This is a genomic window from Gudongella oleilytica (assembly GCF_004101785.1).
Lineage (GTDB): Bacteria > Bacillota > Clostridia > Tissierellales > Tissierellaceae > Gudongella > Gudongella oleilytica.
The window spans coordinates 757505-779799 of the sequence record NZ_CP035130.1 but is presented as its reverse complement, the minus strand read 5'-3'; the positions used below and the strand labels follow the sequence as shown (position 1 = coordinate 779799).

The window sequence follows — 22295 nt, the reverse complement described above, 5'->3', positions numbered from 1 at the left end:
AAGCCCCCTGGTCTATTCGATTGTATTCTTCAGTATCCCGATCCCCGGGATCTCGCATTCAACCACGTCTCCCCTTTTAAGGAATCTTTGAGGAGAAAATCCCATTCCAACACCTGCCGGAGTACCTGTAGCGATTATATCCCCCGGCTCGAGTGTTATCCCGTTGGAGAAGTCTGATATCAGCTCAGCTATATCATTTATAAGCATCCTTGTGTTAGAGCTTTGTCTTACCTCCCCATTCACCCTGGATATGACATCAGCCTCAACAGGGAATGGCATCATTGATTTGTGCAGTATAACTGGTCCCATTGCAGTATAAGTATCCAGACTCTTTCCCCTATACCATTGCATATGCAGCGTTTGGAGCTTCCTGGATGAAAAATCATTGAAAGCTGAGTATCCAAAGATATATTCCTCAACCTTATCCTTTGGAATGCAGGTTCCTTTCTTGCCTATTATCACCGCAAGCTCAACTTCATAATCCAAATTTTCATCAACCTCAAGCCATCCTTTTATTGGAGCATCAGATCCAACTATCATCTGAGTCCGCTTGCCAAAATATACTGGTTTGGTTACTGTATTAAATTTATCATCATTCATTGCATTTTTTGATTCGTTAAGATGATCCAGATAATTAACACCAACGCATATAATGTCATGGATAGGTTTTGTTATAGGAGCAAGGATTTTGACCTTATCTGAACTGACCCCTTCGAAATCAGGATCTTTTAGAAAAGCATCAACTCGCGCCAGCTCGGCATCTGAAATTCCAGCGATGCACTCAAGCATAGTTCCGTACTCTTCATGCCCCAGCACCTCAGATAAACTGTATATCATATTGTTATCATCCATAATGCCGACCTTCACAGCTTCAACTCTTTTGTAGGTTAAAAATTTCATATGACTGCCCCCTCTTTATAAGTGTTCACTCCCATTGTACATCACTTTTTTAAGTCAATGCAATCAATTAAACTCATATGCAGTATTATTTTAAGTAAGTAGTGAATTTAATTAAAATATTTTTGATTTTATAACATATTGTTTACATTTATTATGTAAAATTCTATAATATCCTTAAATAATATACAGAGGTGTTGTTTATATGGACAATTTGGACTTAAGTATACTTGAAATACTTAAAGAGAACGGCAGGGCCACTGCTTCTGATATAAGCAGGAGGGTCAAGCTGTCAGTGCCTGCAGTATCTGAGCGGATGAGAAAACTTGAGGAGTCAGGCATTATCCAGGAATATACCGTAAGGATCAATCGGGAAGAACTGGGCTACAGGCTTTTATCTATTATTTTTGTAAATATCGGTCAGACAGGTAATATTCAGGGCTTTAGGAGTGTAATTACGAAGTATCCTGAGGTAATAGAATGTCATCACATGGCGGGAGAATACGATTATATGCTTAAGGTCCTTCTAAGGGATACTTCAGAGCTCGAAGAATTTATAAGCCGTAAGCTCAAATCTATCAAGGGTGTGGAAAAGTCGAATACTCAAGTGGTGCTGTCAACTCTCAAGGAAACCATAAACAGGTAGGTGTTAAAATGTTGATCAAGGGCTTTAAATTTGGAATGCTTCTTCAAATTGCAGTAGGACCAGTATGTTTGTTTATATTTGGAACATCGGTTGAAAACGGCTTCTGGCAAGCGATGCAGGGTGTTGCTGCCGTTACTTTGGTTGACAGCCTCTTCATAATTGGTGCAATACTTGGAATGGCAGCTATACTGGAGAAAAAAGAAGGCGCCAAGACTTTTTTCAAGTACTTTGGCGCTTCCATTCTGATATTATTCGGACTGCAAACCCTTCTTGGAGTTTTCGGTTTATCTATACTCCCCGCTATAAATCTGTTTAGGAGTGTCAGCTCAGGATCTGCTTTCCCAAAGGTATTGCTCCTTACTCTGTCTAATCCTCTGACCATAATGTTTTGGGCAGGAGTGTTTTCATCGAAGATCGTCGAGGACGGCCTGGGAAGAAAGGAGATGTACCTGTTTGGTGTAGGAGCTGTACTTTCAACTCTCTTATTCATGACATTTGTTTCAGCACTTGGAAGTGTCGCTGGGATCTTTATTCCCGAAGCTGCTATGTCAGTTTTAAATGGCCTTGTAGGACTGATTCTAATAGGTTTTGGCCTTCGAACCGTCTATCGGAAATAGATAAGGAAGTCTCCATAGCCTTCCTTCTCAAGGTCATCCTCATGAATAAATCTCAATGCACCGCTGTTTATACAGTATCTAAGGCCTCCCTCCTCAACAGGACCATCATCAAAAACGTGTCCAAGGTGGGAGTCGCCGCTTCTGCTTCTAACCTCAGTCCTTGCCATCCCAAGACTCTCATCTATGTGGTAGGTAAGGACCTCTCTTTGCACCGGTCTGGTAAAGCTTGGCCAGCCGGAGCCTGAATCAAATTTGTCTAACGAGAGAAAAAGTGGCTCTCCGGTTACTATGTCTACATAAAGACCATGCTCCTCATTATTCCAATATGGGTTCTGGAATGGGGTCTCTGTGGCATTCTCCTGAGTTATGCTGTACTGAAGACTTGTAAGTTCAGACCTTATTTCGCTGTCGCCCGGCTTTGGATAGGCGTTCGTATATACTGCTGGTCTTTCTCTGGGTATATTTGAAAGATCAACATGACAGTATCCACCAGGATTTTTTACAAGATAGTCCTGATGATACTCTTCAGCGAGTATATAGTTCTGTAAAAGCTCTATTTCTGTTACTATTGGTTCGTCATGCTTTTCTTGCTCCTGTTCAGTGACTCTTTTTATGGTTTCAAAGTCCTCAGGGTCAACATAGTATATTCCGGTCCTGTACTGGGTCCCAATGTCATTGCCCTGCCTGTTCAATACAGTCGGCTCAATTATTCCATAGAAATATCCTAAAAGCTCCTCAAGACTTAATATATCAGGATCAAACACCACATAAATAGCTTCAGCATGACCAGTCTCACCTATTGAATAGTAATCAGTATCCTCACTTTCCCCGTTGGCATAGCCAACGTTTGTGTAAACCACACCAAGCATTCTGTCAAAATAGGCCTGAACTCCCCAGAAGCAGCCTCCTGCCAGGTATATCTCCTTATATCTGCTGTTGGAGTAGTCAGGCATAGGCTCAGCCCTCACTGCATCCTCAGTACTGTACTTTTCCGTATCTCTGGTGAAGTATGAAAAAGCGATCAGGATCATCAAACCCAGAATGGCATATATAATAATCTTCTTGGTACTCGGTTTCATAGCAATCCCTCCTGTGGTTAATATTTATACCCCAGGAGGGTTCCGTCATTCATGCGGTTATTTTTACTTCCTATTTTATCATTAAGTTAAAGCCCTGCGATTTGATTACATTCAAAATATCCTGCCTTCCAGGGATAACATTTACCAGCTTTGATACCACCTGGTCGCTGAAGCTGTCGACTCTCTTGTTTGCATTTCTCAAATCATAATAAGTCTGCATTTCCTGGTCGTATTCAGCGATTGCAGCGAGATAATCGTCCAATGTCGAGTAGCTGTTCTCGAAAACCCTCAGGCTCATATCCATCCTTGGTTTGAGCTGTGGAGTCTGGTTCGGGTACCCAAGACCTACTCCTACCACTGGAAATGTCAATTCCGGAAGCTTCAAAAGCTCGATCATCTTTGCAGAGTCATTCAGTATGCAACCGAGATAATTTGCTCCAAGTCCTAATGATTCAGCAGCCAGGACGACATTTTGAGCAGCAAGGCAGGCATCAGTCCATCCCTGGAAGAATCTGTCCATGTCCTTGTGCGCTTCCCCATTATATCCTTTCTCCAGGGCTATCCTGCCATTTCGATAGCTGTCAACTATAAATATGAGCAGTTCTGGCTCTCTGGCGATATATGCCTGATTTCCGACCCTGGCAATAGCTTCTTTAAGCTCAGGATCAGTCACCCTTATTATTGAATAGCTTTGCATCCCGTTTGAAGTCGCGGTCCTCTGAGCTACCCGTAATATAGTATCCATGATCTCCTTAGCCACAGGCTCATCAGTAAATTCCCGAATGGTGCGGTGCTCCTGTTGCAAAGCGATCGTTTCGTTTATCATATCCATCCTATAACCTCCATTCAATCGTGTGTTAGGATGTCTATACCCAGAGACCAACCGATATACTCATTACTCCATACCAAGAGCCTTTTCAGGTGTTACCCATGGTCTGTTCTGCTTTCTTCCTGTTTCCTCAAGTGTCAGCAAGCCTTTATATGTCGTAAGCCCTCTCCTCAGATACTTGTCATCGATTAGAGCCTGTTTTACGCCCTTTTCTGCTATTTTAAGAACATAAGGCACTGTAACGTTGCAAAGAGTTGTAGTTGCCGTCTGTGAAAAAGCCGAGGGTATGTTGTCCACACAATAGTGGGTCACTCCATCAACCTCGTAAACAGGATCGTCATGAGAGGTTGAATGTGTCGTTTGTATCGCGCCCTCGTCATCGCATGCCACATCCACTATCATCGCTCCTGGCTTCATCATCTTCAGCATATCTCTGTCCACCAGATGGTCCTTTCTCCACTTAGGCCAAAGGATGCAATTTATAAGGACATCAGTCCTCTTCAGGCACGTCTCCAGATTGGCTCTGTTGGATATAAGCAGCTCGACATTTGAAGGCAGCTCCTTTCTTGCCTTCTCAAGCTTATCAATATTTATATCGAGAATTGTCACCTTGTTCCCTAATGCTGCAGCAAGTTCAGCTGCAGCTACTCCTGAGTTGCCTGCACCAATGATGGTTATCTCCGGGGTTCTTACTCCATCTATCCTGGATAAAAGTATCCCATTTCCCCCATGGACTCTTTGCATAAAGTGAAGTGCCGCCAGAAAGCCCCCTTTGCCTGCAATGATGCTCATTGGCTTAAGTAACGGAAACTCGCCGTCCTTGTCGTCTACATCCTCATAGGCTATCCCTGTAACCTTTTTCTCAAGTAAGGCATCAGTTTGCTCGGCGTAGGCGTTAGAGTGGATATAGGTAAATACTATGTGGTCCTCCCTAAGATATTGAAATTCCTGAGGGAATATCTCCTTCACCTTGTAAATTAGCTCGGCTTCCTCATATACCTCCCTGGGAGTATCCTTAAGGATCGCACCACTATTGATATAGTCCTCATCCGAATAGCCGCTTCCGATTCCTGCACCTCTTTCGACAAGAACAGTGTGGCCTTTGCTTGTGATCTCCTTAACTCCGTCAGGATTGCATGCCACCCTGTATTCATTTTTTTTGATCTCCTTTGGGATTCCAATTATCACTGTAAAACCTCCTTCGACATTTTAACTTCTATTCTACATCAACAGTCAGCATTTCCAATGCTTCATCTACTATCCTGTTTCTTATTTCACTTTCCTTCTCGCTGGTATCCATTGGATTGCCCACCGGGAAGGGGATTGCAAATGCAGGTACTATCCTCACAGCTCCAACAGTTTTCGATATAGGCGTAACCGTACAAATGTGTGATGAAGGTATTCCAACTGCCTCCAGCTCCTTGACTATCGTCGCTCCGCAACGAGTGCATGTGCCTCAGGTCGATGTCATAATCGCTCCGTCGACTCCAGCTTGTAACAGCTCCTGTGCGATTTCCTTTCCCATTGCCGTGGCATCTGCAACAGATGTGGAATTCCCTGTGGTTACATAATAATACTCATAAAGCTCACCAAATGTTCCATCCTTTTCCTTTGCCTTCATAAGATCTATGGGAAGCACTACATTTGGATTTTTATTTGCATATACAGGATCATAGCCTGCATGGACCGACTCATAGCTTCCTTCCTCAAGCTTCTCTATGTCTTTGATACTGTATTTTTTGTAGAACTTAGCCGTAGCAGCAGGCAGGTGATCGGGATTCCCTATTGGAACGATGCCTCCCGATGTCAATATTGCGATCTTGGCTTTCTTCAGGTCCCTAAGTCCTTTAGCCGGCTTTACTTTATTATATGATGGTATAGGTATCTCCGTTTGGAACTCCTCCCCCTTTAGCTTTTTTACAAGCATGTCAAGGGCTCTTTCAGCTCCAGTTCTATCCTTGAATATATTGACTCTTATCCCTCTTGGGATATAACCCTCCTCGGAAGGCAGGCCAAGCTCTTCTCCGGAAAGGAGCTTGTTTGCTATTTTCTTCATTGAGGCTACCGCTTTTTTCATACCTGCTGCCGAGTTGGCAGTCTCTGCTATTATAGTTTTATCTTTGTAAATTGCAACTGCTGGATTTTCCACATACATTCCTGTTACTGTCTTTACCCCAAGCATTTTATCAAGATAAACGCAAAGGTCTCCACAGGCCATCCCAAAGCGGCCGGCGTTGAAGGCAGGCCCAGCTATTAAGAGATCTGTATCAAGTCCCTTGACCATTTCAAAAATCTCTTCTCTTGCAGCTTCCATATTTTCAGCATAGTAATTGTCACCACATACTACTGTTGCAACGATCTCAGCGCCCAGTCCCTCAATAAAAAGATTTGCCGAGCCGGCAGCACCCTCCAGGAGTAAGGGCTTCATTGAAGCCTTATCTTCGCCGCCAATCTGTCCAAAGAATTGATTAGTATAAAACAACACTTTCTTCATGTCTTCCCCCTCCTAAACAGTAGTAGCGCTAAGATAACTGTATCCCTGAAGATTATGGCTTCCGATGATCCCGTGGATCTCTACTATCAGGCTTCCATCCTCCTGCCTCGAGCCGACGAACCCACCGGTTATATGTTCAAGGGCATCCAGATCCCCGATGATCCTATCCATCCTTGGGATCCTTATCCTTGCATTGCTGTTTCCGGTTGATACTATTGCATCTGCTTCGTCTACGCCGTCCGGAAGTGATTCAGACTTACCATCCACTCCTGCGTCCTCGTTGCTTATCATGACGGTCTTTATGCCCTTATTCTCAAGCCTCTTGCATATCATCATCAAATCGGTAGTTGGATTTCCAAAGCCCTCCTGAGACTGTATAGCTCCATCCGCACCCATCAGTTCTACGATTTTTGCTGTTAACATTGAATTTCTGTACTTGTCCTGAAGAACCGTTGTCATCGGGCTGACAACTGCTCCGATAAAATTTATCTCCTTGCCATGTCTTTTGAAGCACTCCTTAATGACAGCATTATTCTGGTGATGGTATGTAGTAGTCTTTGATCCTGCAGATACGCAGTGCCCGCTGACAAGTGCGCCATCGAACGCCTCCAGCGGATTTATAGGTGTAGGAAGCATAAGCTTGGAATCCTTGCCGTAGAAGTAGGTATCATGAAGAAGCCCTTGGCCAACGCACTGATATACATAAGCTACCTTTGGAAGGTCCTTGTATTCATGATTTTTATCATCAAGTGATCCCCACTTAATGGTCTCTGAATCCTCATAACCAAAGGGGATACATGCTTTGGCAAGGTAATTTGCAGCCTTCACTCCGGCCAGTCTTACCACTTCCTCGTGCTCATGAGGGGTAACACCCGTTTTCTTAATAACGTTTATAACAAGATTGAACAGCTTGGAAAACGGTGTATAGTAAGACAGAGGACCCGACATATCGATGATCCCCTCCTGGAATCCTACTATAGGCCCGGTAGTTACAACTGCAGCATTCTTCAAAACGCAGGTCGTACCCCTTCCAGCTTCATAAATCTCACCAACTAACCCCGGGAAGCCATCTCCATCGATCTTGCATCTGGGTTCTACTACATCCTTTACAGGCAATATCCTCACGCTATCTCCAGGCTTTGCAACATCAAAGCCAACATCCTCTATCCTGTCATCCTCCATTAGAAGCATCCCGAGCTCCTCAGTGTCCACGGACAGTATACCGTTTTCGATTTTCGTCGTATCTGACAGAACAATATCCTTTACATAGTTATAACGCAATTCAAGCTCCATCGTGTCAACAATACCCCTCTCTTTTAATGATTGACTTACTGATTTACGCACTAATACTCTACAACAATATATTAGCATACTTCGTAATTTTTCAAAAATATTTGTGACAACAAAATCATTTTCCCATTCCATAACTGATATAATTCCAAAATTTGGGTAAATATGGACGGAATCAATCAAATCAGCCATATAACAACGTCTGAAAGGGGTCCATACCATGAATATTATTAAGAAAAAATCCTTCAGGATCTTTGGATTGCTTGCTGTCGCTGCTATAGCAGCCTTCTATCTTTTTGGAAGTGGAGGAGGCGGAGTCGAGGTCAAAGCAATGACTGCATCAAAAACTGACATTACCAAAACTGTATCCATGTCTGGAACCGTAGAGCCTGTATCAAGTGAAGTCATAGCCGTTCAGCAGGGCTTAAAGGTGCTTAAGGTACATGTAAAGGAAAATGAAGAGGTCGAACCTGGTCAGATAATAGCAGAGCTTGATTCCACAGATCTAAGGCTTTCATTGGAGAAGACATCCTTATCGCTTGAGCAAGTCGAGGATGAGTTTGGAACACTTAAAAACACCTCCATATCCAGTGATCAGGCTATACTTAAAAATGCCATGGACAGAGCAAAGGAGGATTACAATAAAGCTGTAGCAGACGCATCAAAGGGTGCTCAGGATCTTGCAGCATACTGGGTACTCTTAGAAGAAGGAGCGATAAGTAAAGCAGAGTACGACAACAGGGCATCAGCCCAAATGTCCCTTGAAGCTTATAGAAATACCGCCTTGTTGAACTATGAGGACGCTACTCTCCGGTACTCTCAATTCGTTAACAGTTCATCCGATGGAGTCCAGGGCCTTGACAGGCAAAGACAATCCATACTTCTGGACATGGAGCTGCTTCAGAATTCTATTAACGACACGATCATAAAATCCAATATTTCAGGCACTGTGGTTGATCTTCCTCTTGACGAGGGCAAAGATGTTCCAGCAGGGGCTGAGGTCATCATACATGGCAGTGAAGGCCTTGAATTCGTTGCATTTGTCAGTCAGGAGGAATCCTTGTTGATAGCTGAAGATCAAAAAGCAATTGTTCAGGTTCCAGGTTCTGGAAGATCCTATGAGGGTAGAGTATCCTTTGTTGGAAAACTTGCCAAGGTGGAGCCATCGAGCGGGAGCAGGACGCCGAGGGTCGAGGTGAGGATACTTCTTGGCGGCACAGATGATAAAATTATTCCTGGCTTTGATGCAGATGCCGTGGTTTCGACGGATTCAAAAGCAGGAGTGCTTTCAGTAAAAACCGAGGCTGTCAGGTATGATGAGTCAGGCTCAGCCTACGTTTATGTCGTTAAAGCTGGTAAGGCTGTAAAAACTCCTGTTGAGCTAGGAATATCCGACGGATATGCAGTAGAAATTAAGTCAGGGCTAAACGAGAACGATCAGGTCATTCTTAATCCTCAAATGGAAATATCTGACGGTACTGAAGTAAGTATTTTAGAATGAGGTGACAGGAATGAATCGACATTATTTTAGCTTTATGGAGCATTTTGAAAAAAAGGATAAGGACGCCTGCGTGCAATTTGCTGTCAAGGGCCTTTCTGGCGGTTTGTTTACACTTCCAGAGCTATATGAGGAAATACTAACCCCTGCCCTGTTTACAATAGATGAGTGTCAGGATGAGGATAAAGGCTGCATCTGGGATGAGCATGTAAAGACTGGTATAGTAAAGACAATTATAGAATCAGTATATCCTCTTGTAATAGAGATGAAAAATAACAAAAAACCACTTGGGATAAAGGTGCTTCTTGCCTGCCCGGAGCGGGAGCTTCACGACGTTGGGCTCAGAATGATAGCGGATATGTTTGCAATCGAGGGATATGAGATAGTCTTCGTAGGCGCCAATACTCCACGGGATCAGGTATCCATCGCAATCAATATTGAAAAACCAAAATACGTCGCCATAAGCGTCACTGACCATTATCACATCTCAGAAGCCAAAAAGCTTATTGAGGAGATCCGGAACGATCATGGAGATGGAATTAAAGTGATACTTGGAGGCAGAGCCATAAAAAATAATATGGAGCTATTCAGCGCATTAGGTGGAGATCTGTTTATGGACAGCTACTCAGACATAAAAAGGCTCAGGGAGGGTGACGCCTCATGAAACTATCTTTTTCAATCGCCCTAAGATTTTTACGTTCTGGCAGAGGTCAAACCGCACTTATTGCAATCGGCATAGCTGTTGGTGTTTCTGTTCAGATTTTTATCGGTTTACTCATCCAGGGTCTTCAGATAGACCTTGTAGATACGACTATCGGCAGCTCATCTCAAATTACCATAACCTCGACCAATGAGGAAAAACTTATTAAGGACTGGGAAAGGACCGTCTACGAGGCTAAGCTTTTTGAGCCAGAGATAATAAATGTTTCACCGGCAGTGGATGGACCTGCAAGCATTGATTATGAAACCGACATCGATCCAGTTGTTATAAGAGGCTTCAATCTATCCGATTCAGATCCTATCTATGGTTTCACTGATGGATTGTATGAGGGCTCTCTGCCGACGCAAAGGGATGAAGCAATCATTGGAAGGGAGCTTGCTGTAAAAACAGGTACAAAACCCGGCGACAGGATAACGCTCCTGACCCCGGACGGTGGATTCACAAGGCTAACAGTAACAGGTCTTTTTGACCTTGGGGTATCTTCTCTAAACGAAAACTGGGTTGTAACTACACTTGATACAGCCCAAGGAATACTTGGAGCAGGTAACAGCGTCACATCTGTGGAGATGCAGGTCTCTGAGGTGTTCGACGCAGATATTCTTGCAGAGAAACTTGAATATTCCATTTCGGGCAAGGACCTTAGAATTGACAACTGGAAGGACCAGAATGCATCGCTTTTAAGCGGTCTGAACGGCCAAAGCGTTTCAAGCTATATGATCCAGGTATTCGTCCTTGTGGCAGTGCTTTTAGGCATATCAAGCGTGCTGGCTATATCAGTAGTGCAGAGATCAAAACAGCTGGGAATACTGAAGGCAATGGGCATATTAGACAGCGACGCAAGCCTCATATTCGTGTTCCAGGGTCTGATGCTTGGTCTATTAGGCGCAGTGCTGGGTATAGCACTTGGCTTCGGTCTTTTGTGGTCCTTTACAAAGTTTGCTTTAAATCCTGATGGAACGCCGGTTCTTCCAATATATATAAATTATGGCTTCATAGCCTTATCAGGATCGTTTGCAGTGATTTCCGCAATGATCGCTTCACTTATTCCAGCGAGACTATCATCAAGGCTTAATCCTATCGAGGTGATCAAGAATGGCTAATATAATACAGCTTGAGGAAATAAATAAGATATATGGAGAAAAGATAAAGACCCAGGTCTTGTTTGATCTAAACCTCTCGTTTGAGGAGAACAGCTTCAACTCAATAATAGGTGCATCGGGAAGTGGAAAGAGTACCCTTCTAAACATAATCGGTACCCTTGACAAACCGACCTCAGGCAGGGTCTTTATAGATGGGAATCGTACGGACACCCTGAACAAGGAGGAGCTTGCCGTATTGAGGAATAAAACCATAGGCTTCATATTCCAGTTTCACTATCTTCTTCCGGAGTTCACCGCACGGGAGAACGTCCTTATACCCTATAGGATAGGAAACTACAAGGTTCCAAGGGAAATAGAGGAGTGGGCTGACGAACTGCTTGACCTTGTTGGACTCACTAAAGTAAAGAACAACCTGGCCACCGATATGTCAGGCGGACAGCAGCAGAGAACAGCTATCGCAAGGGCCCTTATAAACAGACCCAAGCTGATACTCGCCGATGAACCCACCGGTAATCTGGATTCGGATTCAACCAAGACAATCTACTCTACACTTAGAGATATAAATGAAAAATTCAAGACCACCTTCGTAATAATCACCCATGATCAGAGGATAGCTGAGCAGGCTGACAGGATCGTGGAAATCAAGGATGGCAGGATCAATTTGGATATCAGGAAATAGCTACGACACTTTACGGTGAGGATTTCTTATGAAAATTGCAAGGGCAATTGCATGGTTAGGGGTTGCAGCAATGTCTGCAGCATTGTTCTTTGGATTCACCAAAGGCGACTTTTTTGCAGACGGCAGCATTATATTAAACAATCCATGGGGAATAGTCTCCATGGTGGACCTGTACGTAGGATTTACGATTTTCTCCATGTGGGTTTTCTTCAGAGAGAAAAGTAAAGTTATCTCGATACTATGGATAGCAGCCATAATGATATTAGGATCCTTTGCGGGAGCTCTCTATACAGCTATCCATCTGGAAATCAATAAGGGTGAGTGGGCAAGGTTCTTCCTTGCGTGGAGGGCCAAGGAGATCATGCCGAAAGGGGAACGCTAAAAATGTCACCTCTTCTTAATGATATCAGGGACGAGGTCAAAAGCTTTATAGGAGGCAAGACTCTCGGAGCCATACTTCCCCCGCTTGTCTTTGTTATAGCAAACAATCTATTCGGGTTATCATGGGGGATTATTTCTGCAGTATTGACCGCTTTACTTTTAGGTGCTGTGAGATATCTCAAGGGAGAGACAGTTAAATATGCGGCTGGCGGGCTGTTGGGAGTATTGCTTGCATCTGCATTTGCATCTTTCGCAGGCAATGCCGCAAATTACTTTCTTCCAAAAATAATCTCAAGCGGCTTTCTATTTATCGCTGCAATAGTGAGCCTTCTGATAGGAAGACCTATGGCTGCAATAGCAAGTCACCATTCAAGAGGCTGGGAAATATCCTGGTTTCTAAGAGGGGATATCAAACCAGCATATACAGAGGTAACAGTAATTTGGGCTGTTCTATTCCTTACGAGAATGATCCTTCAGCTTCGACTATACCAGGGAGGAGATCTGATCAAGCAAGCCTGGATGAACACACTTCTTGGTACCCCTGCAACCCTTTCAGTCCTTGTATTAAGCTATATATACGGCATCTGGAGGCTTAAGAGGCTCGGAGGTCCGGGGGTTGATGAGTTCAGAGAAAATAAGGAGCCTCCATTCAGAGGTCAAGTGAAAGGATTCTAAAAAAATCAGGCAGAGATCGTTGGTAGCTTATACAACCGTCTCTGCCTGTTGTTTACTTATATTGCCTTGGTATCAGCCTGTCCCTGATCCTTAAAAACTCACCAAACATTTTCATATATATTTGGTTTTTATCAGGATCAGGAAAAAATCTATCCGAATGAAAGCTAATTTCCTCCCAATTCCCAGTGATGACCTTATATATCCCATAAAGGCCCAACTCTTCCCTGTTGGATCTGATAACCACTTCCCCGGTCACGTCACTTATGATCTGACAAAGAAGGTCGCTTCTTGAACCTCCTCCAGCAATAAATCTGCCTGTATTTCCCTTTGGCATATAGGTGAGACAGTCATACATGGAGTACACAAGCCCTTCATAAACCGCTCTGATCATATGTGCCCGGGTATGATTGAACCTCAACCCGTAAAACACAGCTGATGCATCTGGTGCCTTGAACGGCGCTCTCTCCCCAAATAAATACGGAAGGAAGATCACACCATCAGAGCCTGGTGGAACCGATTTGATTTCTGATTCCAAATAAGACATATCGTTTGCAGCTACTCCCAGCTCTTTCCTGCACCAATCAAGAACCACAGCACCACTCAATGCCGACATCTGCCGTAAGTACGATCCATCCTTCACATGACAAAGGATGCTCCCCTCTTCGACATTCATCTCTTCGACCTCATCCTTTCCCATTATCACAATATTGCCTAAGGTTGTTCCTATTATGCTTCCCGAATCTCCCGGTGCTACGGCACCAAGGCCTGCTGAAGTGGCAGAGATATCTATGCACCCCGCGATTACAGGAGTTCCCACGGGTATCCCGGTATCAGATGATCCCTTTGCAGAAACTTTCCCCATGACCTCACCCGATTGTAGTATCCTTGGAAATTTTTTAATCATTTCCTCAATTCCAAGTATTTTAAATACCTCATTTACCCTGGTCTTTTTTGTAACATTTATTGCAGTTGTCGATGCATCTGTCCAGTCAGTTGATATTTTACCTGTAAGTCTGAAATTCAGCCAATCCTTGCAATAAACGACATGCTCGATCCTGCTGTAGCTGTGAGGTTCGTGATCCTTCAGCCAATTCAGGATAGCAAGAGGAGACCCGACGCATAGGGGCACCATATGGTTACGAGAGCTGCACAGGTTGCTTTCCTCCCAGACACGCATTGGAATTTGGTCGTTTCTGCTGTCATTCCATAGGATCGCATTCCTCACGGGTTTACCCTCATTGTCAAGAAGCCACGCTCCTTCACCCTGTGCGGTAATTCCGACAGCCTCAAGAGTCTTCCATTGCTCAGAAAATAACATGCTAAGCTCGCTGATCGCGCCAGAAACAAGCTGCCACAGCTCATCCATATCCATCTCACACCAGCCTCTGCCTGGCATGGAAATCTTTACAAACCTTGAAGTCATGCCGATCATACTTCCCTCTTCGTTGAAGAGCCCAGCCTTTATTCTTGTTGTTCCCGCATCGACGGCAAGGTAATGCTTCATTAGATCAACTCCAATGCGCTTTCGAAATCCTTTATTATATCCTTAACATTTTCCACTCCGAGAGAAACTCTGATCAATCCATCCTCAATACCCATCTTCTCTCTATCCTCTTTAGGTACCTTCCTATGTGTCATGGTTGCAGGAATTTGTACAAGAGTATCAAGATCACCCAGACTAACCGCAAAATAGCAGAGCTTAAGCTTGAAAATAAGCTCCTGAGCCTTCTTCTGGTCTCCATCTATAACTATGCCAACCATTCCACCGAAATCATCAAAATACTTTTTTGCCCTCTCATGGTTTTTATCATCCTCAAGACCAGGGTAAATGACAGCCTTTATCTTGGGATGATCCTTCATGGCTCTTGCAAACTCCATCGCATTTTCGCAATGCCTTTCCATCCTTAGGTGAAGAGTCTTAAGTCCCCTCATCATCAAATAGCAGCTGTCAGGAGCAAGGACGGGACCCATATCCATGTATTGCTTGCTTCTAAGCCCTTCGCAAAATTCTTTTGTGCCTACAACTGCCCCAGCAACTACATCTCCATGACCATTTATGTACTTTGTGCAGCTGTGGATCGCAGTATCTATACCCCAGTCCAGCGGTCTGAAAAGGTAAGGTGATGTAAAGGTGCTGTCGACCACGGTATTGATCCCATTTTCCTTTGACCATTCAACGATCTCTTCTATCTCTGGTATATCAAGGGTTGGATTTGATATTGTCTCAAAATATACCAGCTTGGTATTATCTCTCTTAGCTTTATCCAAGTTTTCTTTATTCAATTCTTCCAGAAAGGTCACTTCTATGCCCAGATCCTTTAAAACGTGATCAAACAGATTAAAAGTTCCCCCATATACAGTTTGAGCTGATATAAAATGATCACCGGATTTACAGTAACCGAGTACTGCCATGGTAATTGCGGCCATTCCAGATGATGTCACTAAGGATGCTTCAGCATGCTCAAGAGCGGCAATTTTTTGCTGCAGAGAAACCTGAGTAGGATTTCTGGACCTGCCATAGGTGTAAATTATCTCATCATCAAGTGGCGCTCCGGCAAGCCATCTTTCCATTCTGTCCTCTGTAAAAACAAAAGTACTGGTTTTATATATTGGAGATACCAATGCACCTGTCTCGTGATCCGGGTGCTGCCCTGCGTGGACTGCAAGAGTTTCGAACCCTAATCCTTGAAAATCCTTATCCTTTCCCAAAGTACCCCTCCTTACTTATACTCAAATTCAAGTTCTTCACCATTAATGAAATGCAGCACATCCCTTACCAGCTGATCAGTATGGTTATCTATGGCGTCATAAGTAGCCCCGGCAAGATGAGGTGTAACCACACAGTTTTCCAGCTCGCTGAGAAATGGATGGTCTCTTCTTATTGGTTCGGTCTCAAATACATCAAGCGCTGCACCCATTATCCTTCCCTCTCTCAAAGCTTCCACAAGTGCGGCTTCATCGACCAGAGCACCTCTCGATGTATTTATAAAGAAGGATCCTGTCTTCATATTGTCCAGAAATTCCTTGTCTATGATATGATATGTGCTGGGTGAATCCTTGCTGTGAACGGAAACGACATCAGCTTTATTTGCAAGCTCTAATAGGGTGTCTGTAAAGTAGACATCCTCAAACGCATTCTTATCCAAATATGGATCGAATACAATTATTTTCATCCCAAAGCTTCTGCAGATCGAAGCAACCCTCCTGCCTATGCTTCCATAACCAACCACTCCCAGGGTCCTTCCCTTCATTTGATAGCCCTTGTACTGAATATAAGGGGTGCCCTTTCCCAGAGCCCAGGTTACATCTCGCTTCAATCCTTCCCTTATTTCGTTTTCTCTTGCTTCCTCTACAGTATGCAACCCCTTCTTAAGGTCGTGATAAGCCATCGGGATCCTTCTCATTATTGAAAGCATCATGGCTACTGTGTATTCCGCAGTACAATCAGAGTTTCTCTCCGGTGAATAGCTTAGAGGTATTCCTTTTTCCTTTAAATATCCAGTATCCACATTCACAGGATTCGCTCTTGTGCAAATGACAAGCTTTAAGTTCTTGGAGCTGTCGATTGCTTTTCTCGTAACCGGATCATAGCTTGTTATAAGTATATCCGGCTGGTAAGCTTCCATAAGACTGCAAAGCTCCTCTTCTGTGAGTATTCTTTGCTCTTCAGCCCAGCCTTTGAACTCAATTTTAGCGAAATCGTCCAATGTCCTGATCAAGTCCCCGGTTTCAGCGGTGCAAAGGATACTTGGTTTGTTATTTGCTGTCATATCTCGTCATGTTCCTCCCCACGCTTGCCATAGTTCTTGAACCTTTCCATCATCCTGGCCATTTCATCCTCAGGAAGTATTACTGGATTTCCAATTGACTTGGCCCTATAGTAAAGCTCGCAGCAGAACTCGATCTCTTCTGTGATATTATATGCTTCAGCCAGGCTGCCACCTCCAGCCAACATACCATGATTTGCCAAAAGACATGCCTTCCTGTCCTTCATGGCCTCATATGCGTTTTTGGCGAGTGCAACAGTACCATAGGTAGCATATTCCGCACACCTTACATCAGGCCCTGCCAGCGCCACCAGATAATGCACGGCAGGAAGATCTATGTTTAAGCATGCTATCGTGGCAGCAAATGTAGTGTGCGTGTGTATGATCGCATCGATGTCAGTTCTGTACTTATAGAAGATCCTGTGCATGTCTCTTTCACTGGATGGCATGGCATCGCCTTCGACTATGCTCCCGGTTTCAACATCCAACAGTACGATCTCCTCAGGCTTAATTAGAAAGTAATCTATGCCGCTTGGCGTTATCGCCATAAGTCCCGATTCACGGTCACATACGCTGAGATTTCCGCCTGTGCCCTTGGTAAGTCCGTTTTCAACCAGCTTCTTACCATATTCTATTATCTCATTTCTTTTTTCCAGCAACCTCATCTGATCATCTCCCGGTTATATTTTTATCACTTTACTTTATGATAACATCAATAATATATAGATGCAAAGGGATAAATGGGTATACAGAAATATATAAACAATTGTTATACGAGGAGGTATACTAATGAAGCTTCAGTATTTGGGACACTCATCATTTATGCTGGAAGGTTCTGGATTTAAAGCTGTATTTGACCCATTTCTTTCAGGGAATCCGTCCGCTGCAATAAAGCCAAATCAAATCAAGGACCTGACTCACATCTTTGTTACTCATGGACACGGTGATCATATTGGAGACACCATAGATCTTGCAAGGGAAAATAAAGCCCTTGTTATAAGCAACGCGGAAATTTCGAGCTACCTCTCCGAGCACGGGCTTAGAACACATGGGATGCATATAGGCGGCAGATATACTTTTGATTTTGGGAAGGTAAAAATGACTCCTGCCCTCCATGGCTCATCTATTCCAACGAGCAAAGGACCGAGAGACGGTGGAAATCCATGTGGCTTTGTAGTTGAGGTCGAGGGTAAAAAGCTCTACCACGCAGGTGATACGGGACTTACAATGGACATGAAGCTTCTCGAGATCGAGAACATCGACGTTGCACTCCTTCCTATCGGCGGCAACTATACAATGGACATCCAGGATGCCTTGAGGGCTGTGGAGTTCATTAAACCAAGGCTCACGGTGCCAATGCACTACAACACCTTCCCGCTCATCAAGGCCGATCCTGAGGAATTCAAGGCCAAAAATAAATGGAGTGAGACGAGGATCCTGAAAATTGGAGAAACGATGGAGTACTGATGAATATAAATACTCCGGGAAAAGCAAATGGTGTACCTTGAATGGGTACACCATTTGCTTTAATATCTCCCAATTGGAGGTTTTACATATTCAGGTAATGGGCATTGATATGCTCCGCCATTTTGATTACGGACTATGTTCTTTGCTTCTTCGATCATGTCAGGTCTCTCAGCGGTCCTTAAGGCCGATAGTGCCATAGCCTTTGCAGCTGTAAGCATTCCCTTCAAGGCGATCCTGCTTCCGGATTGCCCTGTCATCTGCCACGTATGCCCCACATTGCCGATAAATGCCGTAGCAACGTTAAAATTCAGGGTGGGGACTGTATAGCAAACATCCCCTACATCGGTAGACCCTGAAACATAGTTTTGATTTCCTCTGAGATATGGAGTGATCGATGCATCCAAAGGTCTTTGATATACTTCGTCGAGTCGATCCATGCCAAACCTATTCATGATCTTCTCCTTTACCATATCCCTTGTGGTTTCATTAAAGCTTTCCAAATACTCTTTAGCTAGCTTAAAATCATCTTCATCCCAATCTGGCGCTCCAACATCTCTTAAAGCCCGATCCGCTATCTCTGCAAGCGCATCGTTAGTTATATAATCCGAGAAGGCCATGGTTACCTCATACTCCATCCTCGTATCTGTCATAAGCGCTGCTCCTTTTGCAACATTTACTACTCTTTCTAATAGCTCATTCACCTGACCCACTTTAGGTGACCTGACCTCATATTTAACTGTTGCCCGGTCCTGCACCACATTGGGAGCAGTGCCACCTGTATCAGAGTATGCATAATGGATCCTCGCCTGATCTATCATGTGCTCTCTTAAATAGTTTACTCCCACACTCATCAGCTCAGCAGCATCAAGCGCACTCCTCCCAAGATGAGGTGTACTTCCGGCATGAGCTGTTGTTCCTGCAAATCTGAAATTTGCCCCCATAATGGCAACCGTTCTGTCAGACTGGACCTGTGTTATATCGGAAGGATGCCATGTGTAAACAAAGTCTACGTCATCGAAAACTCCTGCCCTGGCCATAAACTGCTTGGAGCCTGCCCCTTCCTCAGCTGGACATCCAAAATACATTAGTGTGCCTTTTCCCCCTGTTTCAATCATATGATCCTTGACAGCAAGTGCGGCTCCCAGTGAGCCAGCACCCAGGACGTTGTGCCCGCAGCCATGTCCAGGAGCACCTTCACGGATCGGAGACTTACTAGCCACCTCCCTTTTCTGGCTCAATGAATCAAGTGCGTCAAATTCTCCCAGAAATCCAAATACAGGCTTACCTTCTCCCCATCTGGCCGTAAAAGCTGTCGGTATATCCGCTGCCCCTTCCTCAACATCAAATCCCTCGGCCTTAAGCTTATCTATCAATAGCCTGGATGAATTAAATTCCTCATAAGGCAATTCAGCGAACTCCCATATTTTTATAGCTATTTCAGAGAGTTCATCGACTCTCTTATCGATGGCATTTGAAACATACTCAATGTCTTTCATTTAGTCTCTCCTTTGATCATAGAACTTTGCTAAGAAAATCCTTCGTCCTGTCATTCTTTGGGTCAAAAAACAAGACATCGGGACTTCCCTGCTCAACTATCTCTCCATCTGCCATAAACAGAACCCTGTCGCTAACTTCTCTTGCAAATGCCATCTCATGTGTCACTATGACGATAGTCATACCGGCTACGACAAGCGACTTGATGACATCGAGCACCTCCTTGACCATTTCCGGATCCAGAGCGCTGGTTGGCTCGTCGAACAGCATTACATCAGGTTCCATTGCCATGGCTCTCACGATGGCAAGCCTTTGTTTTTGTCCTCCGGACAGTCTGGTTGGATACTCATCCTTTTTATCCAGAAGACCTACTCTTTTAAGAAGTTCAACCGCCTGATCTTCGGCCTGAGTCTTTGAAATCTTTCTTTCCAGCATTGGAGCAAGAGTTATATTTTCAAGAACTGTCATGTGTGGGAAAACATTGAAAAGCTGGAAGACCATGCCTATCTTTTGTCTGTGCTTGTCCACATCGATGTTTTTATCTGCAAGGTCTACCCCCTTGAAAATCACCTTGCCGCTGGTCGGTTTTTCCAGCAAATTAAGACATCTCAAAAATGTGCTCTTTCCGCTCCCGGATGGTCCAATTATTGATACGACCTCTCCCTCGTGTATGGTCTCAGTAATATTTTTAAGAACCTTCAGTTCACCAAACTGCTTGCACAAATCGACTACATGGATCAGCTCCTTACTTTCACTCATTTCTCTGGAGCCTCCTTTCAAATAGATCAAGTCCTTTTGACAGGATCGTAGTTACCACCAGGTAAATCACCCCAACTATTACCAGCGAAGGGATCGCAAGAAAGGTGGCTGATTGTACAGTCCTGTACGAAGTCATAAGCTCCTGAACGAAAAATACTGAAGCCAATGATGTTTGTTTGACCATAGTAATGTATTCGTTGCCGAGTGCCGGAAGTATATTCTTAATGGCTTGGGGGAACACAATATATCTGAATGTGTTTCTGTCACTTAAACCCAGGCTCTTGGCAGCCTCTTTCTGCCCTTTGTCCACAGCCTGGATACCAGCTCGTATGACCTCAGCAACATATGCACTGGCATTCACGATCAAAGCTATGACTATACACGCAGTATCTGACAAAGTTATAGGTGATATTTTTGGCAGTGTCAGCCAGAAAAAATAAAGCTGAAGAAGGATAGGCGTGCCTCTGAGAACACAAATATAAAGCCCGGCGAACCTATCCAATAGTCTGACCCCTGAAAGCCTCATCAGTGCTATAATGGTCCCGACTGCGGTGGCTGCCATAACAGTTACCGCCGCCAGCCAGAGAGTTCCCAACAAGCCGTCAATATATACATAATCATATTTGCTCCATAGCTTTATAATTGTGTCGATCATTCACAGCTTCTCCTTCACTGATAGCATTTTATAAATATTGGATCACTACAGACCCAAGCTCTTTGCATACTCTGTATACTCAATATGCCAATCCTCAAAGATTCCTGATTCAAGTACTTCATCTATTATTGAGTTGATTTTTTCAGTCAGCTCATCCTCGCCCTTTGGGATCCCGATCCTGGTTCCGGCGGTTTCCTCGTCCATCACGAATTCAAACCCCTCGACAACCATCAAATTTGCATCCGGATTTGCCTCGACATAAAGCTGTGCCATGGGAATTGATGCGGCACAGGCATCCGCCTTACCTTCCTGTACCATTAGAAAGCCATCTGTTGTTGCCGATACCCTCTTGAATTCCTTGAACTTAGGAACCTGTTCGTTGACAAACAATTCTTGCAGCGATCCACTTTGTGCAACTACTATTTTATCTGAGAGATCGTCAGGACCGTTTATGATGCCCTTATCCGCTTTTCTTATAAGTAGGCCATGACCTGGGGCATTCTCAGCGAAATAATAACCCTTGGACATATTCATTGCTTCTGCTCTTGCAGGTGTATATGATAGAGCGGATATGGCAAGGTCGTACTTGCCTTCAGTAATACTCCCAAGAACTGCTGAAAACTCTAAAGGCACAATTCTAAGCTCAACTCCTAATTCCTCTGCTATATACTTCGCCAGCTCCATATCACTGCCGACATATTGCTCGTCACCCTTCTTGCTTGGATCGATGAATTCATATGGTGCAAAATAAGGCTCTGTGGCGACCTCAATATATCCTCTCTCCATAATTGCCTCAAGTCTGTTAGCTGGTGCCTCAGAGCTTTCTTTGCTGCCTTGATTGCAAGCTGTTGCTGTTAAGGTGATCATTGCTGCCGTTAATAAAATCATTAGGTTCTTTTTATTGATTTTTCCCATTTTACCTCTCCTCCTGGTCTTGAAAAATAAATAGCTCCCATTCTCCGGCATTTGCCAGAGGACGGGAGCTAATCTCCGTGGTTCCACCTCTATTCAGCGATGTCTCACAACACCGCCCTCATGGGGTACAAAAAAATCTATACCCTTGCCCAATAACGGGAGCTCCCGAACCCGGCTACTATCATTTCTGATTTCACCAGCTCGCTCAGAGATGTGTTCATCATACCTTTGCTGCCTGCTTCCACCAACCGCCGGCTCTCTCTTTGCTCGGGACATGATTACTCTTTCTCGTCATTGCGTTATCATACTAAATTAATATTATAAAGAATACC

General features: G+C 44.1%; 23 protein-coding genes and 1 other annotated feature. Of the genes, 9 read left to right on the top strand and 14 right to left on the bottom strand.

Annotation, left to right across the window (positions count from 1 at the left end; genetic code table 11):
* Positions 1-12: 12 nt before the first annotated feature.
* The gene (locus EC328_RS03540) at positions 13-900 is read right to left on the bottom strand and encodes a fumarylacetoacetate hydrolase family protein (protein WP_128425526.1); all 888 of its coding nucleotides are present in this window, start codon (positions 898-900) and stop codon (positions 13-15) included.
* A gap of 202 nt (positions 901-1102) precedes the next feature.
* On the opposite strand from EC328_RS03540, the gene EC328_RS03535 reads away from it, so the two are divergent.
* Together EC328_RS03535 and EC328_RS03530 are read left to right on the top strand one after the other, a co-directional pair.
* Positions 1103-1543 (top strand): Lrp/AsnC family transcriptional regulator, encoded by a 441-nt coding sequence (locus EC328_RS03535; RefSeq protein ID WP_128425525.1) that lies wholly within the window; start codon positions 1103-1105, stop codon positions 1541-1543.
* Between the two features lie 11 nt (positions 1544-1554).
* On the top strand, positions 1555-2160 hold the full coding sequence (locus tag EC328_RS03530) for a LysE family translocator (RefSeq protein ID WP_164906015.1): 606 nt from the start codon (positions 1555-1557) through the stop codon (positions 2158-2160).
* Here EC328_RS03530 and msrB read toward each other — a convergent pair.
* The 5 genes from msrB to EC328_RS03505 form a co-directional block, all read right to left on the bottom strand.
* Positions 2148-3239: a peptide-methionine (R)-S-oxide reductase MsrB gene (msrB, locus tag EC328_RS03525; protein ID WP_128425523.1), complete on the bottom strand. Its 1092-nt coding sequence runs from the start codon at positions 3237-3239 to the stop codon at positions 2148-2150. The two genes, EC328_RS03530 and msrB, sit on opposite strands and share 13 nt — an antisense overlap.
* A 70-nt stretch (positions 3240-3309) precedes the next feature.
* On the bottom strand, positions 3310-4071 hold the full coding sequence (locus EC328_RS03520; protein WP_240671515.1) for an NADPH-dependent oxidoreductase: 762 nt from the start codon (positions 4069-4071) through the stop codon (positions 3310-3312).
* Between the two features lie 63 nt (positions 4072-4134).
* On the bottom strand, positions 4135-5256 hold the full coding sequence (gene ald, locus EC328_RS03515) for an alanine dehydrogenase (protein ID WP_128425522.1): 1122 nt from the start codon (positions 5254-5256) through the stop codon (positions 4135-4137).
* A 28-nt stretch (positions 5257-5284) separates the two neighbouring features.
* Complete coding sequence (locus tag EC328_RS03510) at positions 5285-6562, bottom strand: glycine/betaine/sarcosine/D-proline family reductase selenoprotein B (protein WP_128425521.1); 1278 nt, start codon at positions 6560-6562, stop codon at positions 5285-5287.
* Between the two features lie 12 nt (positions 6563-6574).
* Positions 6575-7855, bottom strand: a complete 1281-nt coding sequence (locus EC328_RS03505; protein ID WP_128425520.1) for a glycine/sarcosine/betaine reductase component B subunit — start codon at positions 7853-7855, stop codon at positions 6575-6577.
* A gap of 217 nt (positions 7856-8072) precedes the next feature.
* Here EC328_RS03505 and EC328_RS03500 point away from each other — a divergent pair, with 217 nt between their 5' ends.
* Genes EC328_RS03500 through EC328_RS03475 form a run of 6 tightly spaced genes read left to right on the top strand, consistent with a single transcriptional unit; the run spans position 8073 to position 12906 of the window.
* Positions 8073-9353: an efflux RND transporter periplasmic adaptor subunit gene (locus EC328_RS03500; protein WP_128425519.1), complete on the top strand. Its 1281-nt coding sequence runs from the start codon at positions 8073-8075 to the stop codon at positions 9351-9353.
* A gap of 10 nt (positions 9354-9363) precedes the next feature.
* Entirely contained in the window at positions 9364-10014 is a 651-nt protein-coding gene (locus EC328_RS03495) for a cobalamin B12-binding domain-containing protein (protein WP_128425518.1), read from the top strand.
* Positions 10011-11171 carry an ABC transporter permease gene (locus EC328_RS03490; RefSeq protein WP_128425517.1) on the top strand — a complete coding sequence of 387 codons (1161 nt, stop codon included), beginning with the start codon at positions 10011-10013 and terminating at the stop codon, positions 11169-11171. The genes EC328_RS03495 and EC328_RS03490 overlap by 4 nt, the downstream gene beginning before the upstream one ends.
* Positions 11164-11850: an ABC transporter ATP-binding protein gene (locus EC328_RS03485; RefSeq protein ID WP_128425516.1), complete on the top strand. Its 687-nt coding sequence runs from the start codon at positions 11164-11166 to the stop codon at positions 11848-11850. Before EC328_RS03490 ends, EC328_RS03485 begins: the two co-directional genes overlap by 8 nt.
* Positions 11851-11878: 28 nt before the next feature.
* The gene (locus EC328_RS03480) at positions 11879-12232 is read left to right on the top strand and encodes a DUF1475 family protein (protein WP_128425515.1); all 354 of its coding nucleotides are present in this window, start codon (positions 11879-11881) and stop codon (positions 12230-12232) included.
* Between the two features lie 2 nt (positions 12233-12234).
* Complete coding sequence (locus EC328_RS03475; RefSeq protein WP_128425514.1) at positions 12235-12906, top strand: DUF3159 domain-containing protein; 672 nt, start codon at positions 12235-12237, stop codon at positions 12904-12906.
* 52 nt (positions 12907-12958) lie between these two features.
* On the opposite strand, the gene EC328_RS03470 is transcribed toward EC328_RS03475, so the two are convergent.
* The 4 genes from EC328_RS03470 to EC328_RS03455 are packed head-to-tail and all read right to left on the bottom strand — an operon-like array spanning position 12959 to position 17338.
* The gene (locus EC328_RS03470) at positions 12959-14410 is read right to left on the bottom strand and encodes an FGGY-family carbohydrate kinase (protein ID WP_128425513.1); all 1452 of its coding nucleotides are present in this window, start codon (positions 14408-14410) and stop codon (positions 12959-12961) included.
* Entirely contained in the window at positions 14410-15615 is a 1206-nt protein-coding gene (locus tag EC328_RS03465) for a trans-sulfuration enzyme family protein (RefSeq protein WP_128425512.1), read from the bottom strand. The genes EC328_RS03470 and EC328_RS03465 overlap by 1 nt, the downstream gene beginning before the upstream one ends.
* 11 nt (positions 15616-15626) lie before the next feature.
* Entirely contained in the window at positions 15627-16676 is a 1050-nt protein-coding gene (locus EC328_RS03460) for an NAD(P)-dependent oxidoreductase (RefSeq protein ID WP_128425511.1), read from the bottom strand.
* Positions 16673-17338, bottom strand: coding sequence for an L-fuculose-phosphate aldolase (locus EC328_RS03455; protein ID WP_128425510.1), 666 nt, complete (start codon positions 17336-17338; stop codon positions 16673-16675). Before EC328_RS03455 ends, EC328_RS03460 begins: the two co-directional genes overlap by 4 nt.
* Positions 17339-17462: 124 nt before the next feature.
* Between EC328_RS03455 and EC328_RS03450 the strand changes: the two genes are divergently transcribed.
* Positions 17463-18140: a metal-dependent hydrolase gene (locus tag EC328_RS03450; RefSeq protein WP_128425509.1), complete on the top strand. Its 678-nt coding sequence runs from the start codon at positions 17463-17465 to the stop codon at positions 18138-18140.
* A 59-nt stretch (positions 18141-18199) separates the two neighbouring features.
* Here the strand turns inward: EC328_RS03450 and EC328_RS03445 are convergent, their stop codons facing one another.
* The 4 genes from EC328_RS03445 to EC328_RS03430 are packed head-to-tail and all read right to left on the bottom strand — an operon-like array spanning position 18200 to position 21963.
* A complete protein-coding gene (locus tag EC328_RS03445; RefSeq protein ID WP_128425508.1) occupies positions 18200-19636 on the bottom strand; it encodes an amidohydrolase in 1437 nt (478 codons plus the stop codon).
* A 16-nt stretch (positions 19637-19652) separates the two neighbouring features.
* Positions 19653-20375, bottom strand: coding sequence for an amino acid ABC transporter ATP-binding protein (locus EC328_RS03440; protein ID WP_164906125.1), 723 nt, complete (start codon positions 20373-20375; stop codon positions 19653-19655).
* A 10-nt stretch (positions 20376-20385) separates the two neighbouring features.
* A complete protein-coding gene (locus tag EC328_RS03435) occupies positions 20386-21048 on the bottom strand; it encodes an amino acid ABC transporter permease (RefSeq protein ID WP_128425506.1) in 663 nt (220 codons plus the stop codon).
* A gap of 45 nt (positions 21049-21093) precedes the next feature.
* Entirely contained in the window at positions 21094-21963 is an 870-nt protein-coding gene (locus tag EC328_RS03430; protein WP_128425505.1) for a transporter substrate-binding domain-containing protein, read from the bottom strand.
* A gap of 54 nt (positions 21964-22017) precedes the next feature.
* Positions 22018-22267, bottom strand: a binding site (T-box leader).
* Positions 22268-22295 lie beyond the last annotated feature (28 nt).